Here is a 3,768-nt window from a genome sequence, read left to right on the forward strand (position 1 = left end):
TGGTCCCTCCGTGCCCGACCCGGTGGCAGGGATTCCCACCAGGATCTCCACACTGACCCGCTTGCCTGCTCGCAGTGCTGGCCGAAATTTCCACCGGCCAAAGGCGGCCAACGCTGCTTGATCCGCTTCCGCCTGAACACCTTGCAAGACTTCCAACTCACCTACCGATCCATCATTTCGGATCACTCCGTACAAGATGATCATCTCGTCAGCTTTTTCCTCAGGGATGGGGGGTCGATGAAAGTCAAACTTTTCCTCGGCGAAGGGCGGGATCAAGCCATGCTCCAGTTCCGCGACTATTTCTCGCGACCGCTGTCCTCGATGGGAAGAAGCATCCTTTCGGTGGCAATACTGCAGGATCCAGCTCTTGCCGGGCATGGGCAGGTAAGTGGTGAAGATCTTGTCGCCTTGCAGAACACCGTAGAGGCGCAGTCCGCCGCCGCCGACTGGCCCGGCGGTTATCACTAACGCATTGCGGGGAATACGAGGCACCAATAGAACTGGGTAAATCCGACTCTCAGCCACACTCGATGGGAGGACACCCCGAGCGACGACACCTGCCGTCCCGGCAACACCAGTGATGCTAAGGGTCACCTCTCCGGTGGGCCCGCCATCACCTCCGCCGCCAGCTCCTCCAGTTCCCACGCCCGTGCTGCCGTTACCGCCCGTCCCGGGTCCTCCGGCTCCCCCCTGTGGATCGCCGGCAGCAACTCCCCCGGGTGAGCCAGGCTGACCGCCAGCCGGCGAAATCGAAAAAGCCCCGTAGCGATTTCCCGGGGGAAGTGCGAGGACCTCCGTCAACGGTCCCGATTGAACGCTCACAGCCAGCAATCCCGTGGTGTCACCTGGAGTCCCGTTGTCGCTCCCGACGCCTGAGACCTCCGTTGTGTTCTGTGACTTCGTCGCTTCGGGAGAGGGCGCAGGCGGGGGCGCTGGCACTACAAGATGAGGCAACAGGTTGGGGGAAGGGGGTAGTGTCAGCGCGAATTCGGCAGGCACCGCAGGCTCTTTAGGAGTAGGAGAATGGTAGAGAGTCTCGGTTTTGTTCGTGGAAGAGACGCGAATGCGCCCAGCGTCGAAATTGAATCTTGGGGGTGGCATCAGGACTAACGTGGTGCTGCTGATCAAAATGTTGGGCAAATGAATCTCAAATGGGATTTTCAGGTCCGGTGGAGAAGGCGTTTGCAGAATCGTTTGACGACTGTTGTCGGGGTGCGGAGGATTGGAAATGATAGTCAACTTGGGATGAAAAGCGTTGCTGCCGCGTGCAGGTGGTTTGTCGGGTCGAGTTCCTCGCCCTGGATGCCCGCCAGGCCCCGGTGGACGCAAGAAAGGAAGGTAGGCGGACAGGTTTATCGTCCGTAACTCATAGACGATTCGGGCATTCTGCTTTTTGGGCGCAGCGTCGGCAAGGAAAACAGAAAAGGGCATGCGCAGGAGAAAGAAGACCACTGCGAAATGAAGCAAGGCTGATGACAAGAAAGCTGGGGCGGACCGACGGGCTTGCGAATCGACTAGTTGAATGTACAACTTGTTAGGACGAAGTGGCCGTGCGGGAGACTTCGGTGTGCAAATGATGGCAAGAGCTTCCCCCCAGCGTCGGTAGCATGGCTCCTGCTTGATGAGAAACCGCGGCACGCGCTTCTGCACGATTGTCGAAACCGTCCTCGTCTCAGACGAATCGCCAGGTTTGGCTGGAGCGCCCCGAGTGATGTTGCCCCTAGGCCTGACGCGACCGCCCGAGCCTGCGGAAGATCGTGAATCTCGCGCCCCCTATCTTTAGGCGCGTCTCCACCATCCCCCCGGATCCTGCAGAGCACATGTTATGCCAGGGAGCGAACGTCGTTCATTTGTCCGGTCAGGGAGAGCCTCGGGCTGCTCGACCTTGGGAAGGCAGCCGTGTTTCGTTCCGTCATTGCGGCCGAGTGGGGAACGAACCCCAAAGTGTAAACAGATGGTGACATGACAAGTTCACTTTCCGAGGCACGAAGCGCGTTCACTTTGGCAAATGGTTTCTTGCAAGTGGGAGCTTATCTTCCTCGTGGCACACAATAGGGCACATCGAGCGCCCTCTGGGGCATGGATACCCTCTTTATTCCGCCGTGCAATGGATCCCTGGGGGATTGCGGTGGCTTGAAACAAATCTTGCTGTAGCTCCATCCGGGCTCGCCGTCTCACAGGGAAAACCGCGGAGATAACTGCTTAGGGAAGAAGGAGCTGGCATGATGATAAGAATGGGTATTCCAGTCTTCGATTCGGGAGACGGTGCGCTTGTTCCGCAAGCGAACCATTCTTACGGGGGGGTTGCATGCACTTTGGTCGAGATGCCAAGCTTGAGAAGAAGTGACTCCGATGTGCTTAGCGAATACCGCGGCCGGAGTTATTCAGAAGAAGACATTGCCGAGCACTTGTGGCCGGATTTTGAAAAGGCTTTCCGGGGTGGTGGTTTGCAGATTCTGAACTACCGAACTGACCGACTGGGCAGCCGATCGGACCGGCCCTCTGTTCTCTGCGCTATCGAAGGTCGCCACGACCCAAGCACGAATTTGGGTTGCCCCCGAGGTTGGGCGCTGGTGGCGCCGAAGGGCACGGATTGACGTGCAGGATCCCAGACTCAGCGAGCGACGGGTCCAAACGGTTCCTCACTAGAGGAAGCGGGGAGATGGAGGGGGTACTCCTAGTTCTTCTCGATCTGCCCTGCGGGCGCTCGGAGCTCTGAGCTACCGTCGGGGTGTTCCGCAGAGGCTAAAGTCGCCAACAGTCTGTTGGAACAGGAGATGTGATTGATGCGGATCCGCCTCTTAAAGGTCGGTTCTGCATTGAATGGCACGGAATGTGCTGGAGTTTTGTGAAAAAAATTTCCAGTGAAATACCACTGATTTTTATTGTAATCCGCAATCCGACTTGGTATAAAAATGGCCCAAACGTGCCCACCAATGAGTCTGGCAGCAATGAGGACAGCAGGCAAAATCGCCGGCGAGGCGATATCTGTTCTTGTTGCTGATTCCAGTCAAATGGGATGCCAATTAATGGCCAAGGCTCTAAGGCGTTCCCACTATCACTTCAATGTAGTTGCCTCTGCCGTGGACTCTGCCGGAATCTTGAATGCCGCAAACGAATTTGACCTCCACCTAGCGGTAATTAGTGCGAACCTGCAGGATGGTCCCCTGATGGGCTTCAAAGTCTTGCGTGAACTGCGCGCTTCTCACCCAAAGACACGTGTCGTCATCCTCCTCGATTCTTCCGAGCGTGATCTGATCGTCGATGCTTTTCGGGGCGGGGCGAGCGGAGTTTTCTGCCGATCTGAACTCATTGAACGACTCTGCAAATGCATTCAGAGTGTCCATAACGGCCAAATCTGGGCCAACAGCATCGAACTGCAATTTCTTCTTGATGCCCTTGCGCAGGCAGCACCGCTCCGCGTGGTTAATGCCCAGGGGATAAGCCTGTGCACGAAACGTGAGGAGCAGGTCGTTCGCTTGGTGGCCGAGGGTCTCACCAATCGCGAAATTTCGCGGAAGCTGAACCTGAGCGAGCACACAGTGAAGAACTACTTGTTTCGCGTTTTTGACAAGCTAGGGGTATCCAGTCGGGTTGAATTGACTCTCTATGCTTTCACTCACCGGTAACCGGTTTAGGAACCGCATCAGCCAAGCTTAGTCAAACACTCTTAGCCAAACAGGATGCTGGGGAGTTGTGCTCGGCCGGCGTGGCCACCAAGCAGTTCCCCGTCTGTGTTTCTCCCATTGGGCTGAGCTTCGCCTGTCG

The 3,768-nt window shown here is 56.9% G+C and carries 3 protein-coding genes; 2 read left to right on the forward strand and 1 reads right to left on the reverse strand.

Features of this window, described 5'->3' with window-relative positions; all coding sequences use genetic code 11:
* On the reverse strand, window positions 1-204 hold a 204-nt coding region (locus tag VIH17_05240), incomplete at its 3' end, for a TonB family protein (GenBank protein HEY4682639.1).
* Between the two features lie 33 nt (window positions 205-237).
* Here VIH17_05240 and VIH17_05245 point away from each other — a divergent pair.
* A complete protein-coding gene (locus tag VIH17_05245; protein ID HEY4682640.1) occupies window positions 238-468 on the forward strand; it encodes a hypothetical protein in 231 nt (76 codons plus the stop codon).
* A gap of 2,483 nt (window positions 469-2,951) precedes the next feature.
* On the forward strand, window positions 2,952-3,629 hold the full coding sequence (locus tag VIH17_05250; GenBank protein ID HEY4682641.1) for a response regulator transcription factor: 678 nt from the start codon (window positions 2,952-2,954) through the stop codon (window positions 3,627-3,629).
* Window positions 3,630-3,768: the final 139 nt, after the last annotated feature.

This window comes from Candidatus Acidiferrales bacterium (assembly GCA_036514995.1).
Classification (GTDB): Bacteria; Acidobacteriota; Terriglobia; order Acidiferrales; family DATBWB01; genus DATBWB01.

What these genes read in the sequence shown, in the direction of transcription:
- VIH17_05245 (HEY4682640.1), top strand. Translation starts at nt 238, where the DNA reads ATGAAAGTCAAACTTTTCCTCGGCGAAGGGCGGGATCAAGCCATGCTC.
- VIH17_05250 (HEY4682641.1), top strand. Translation starts at nt 2,952, where the DNA reads ATGAGGACAGCAGGCAAAATCGCCGGCGAGGCGATATCTGTTCTTGTT.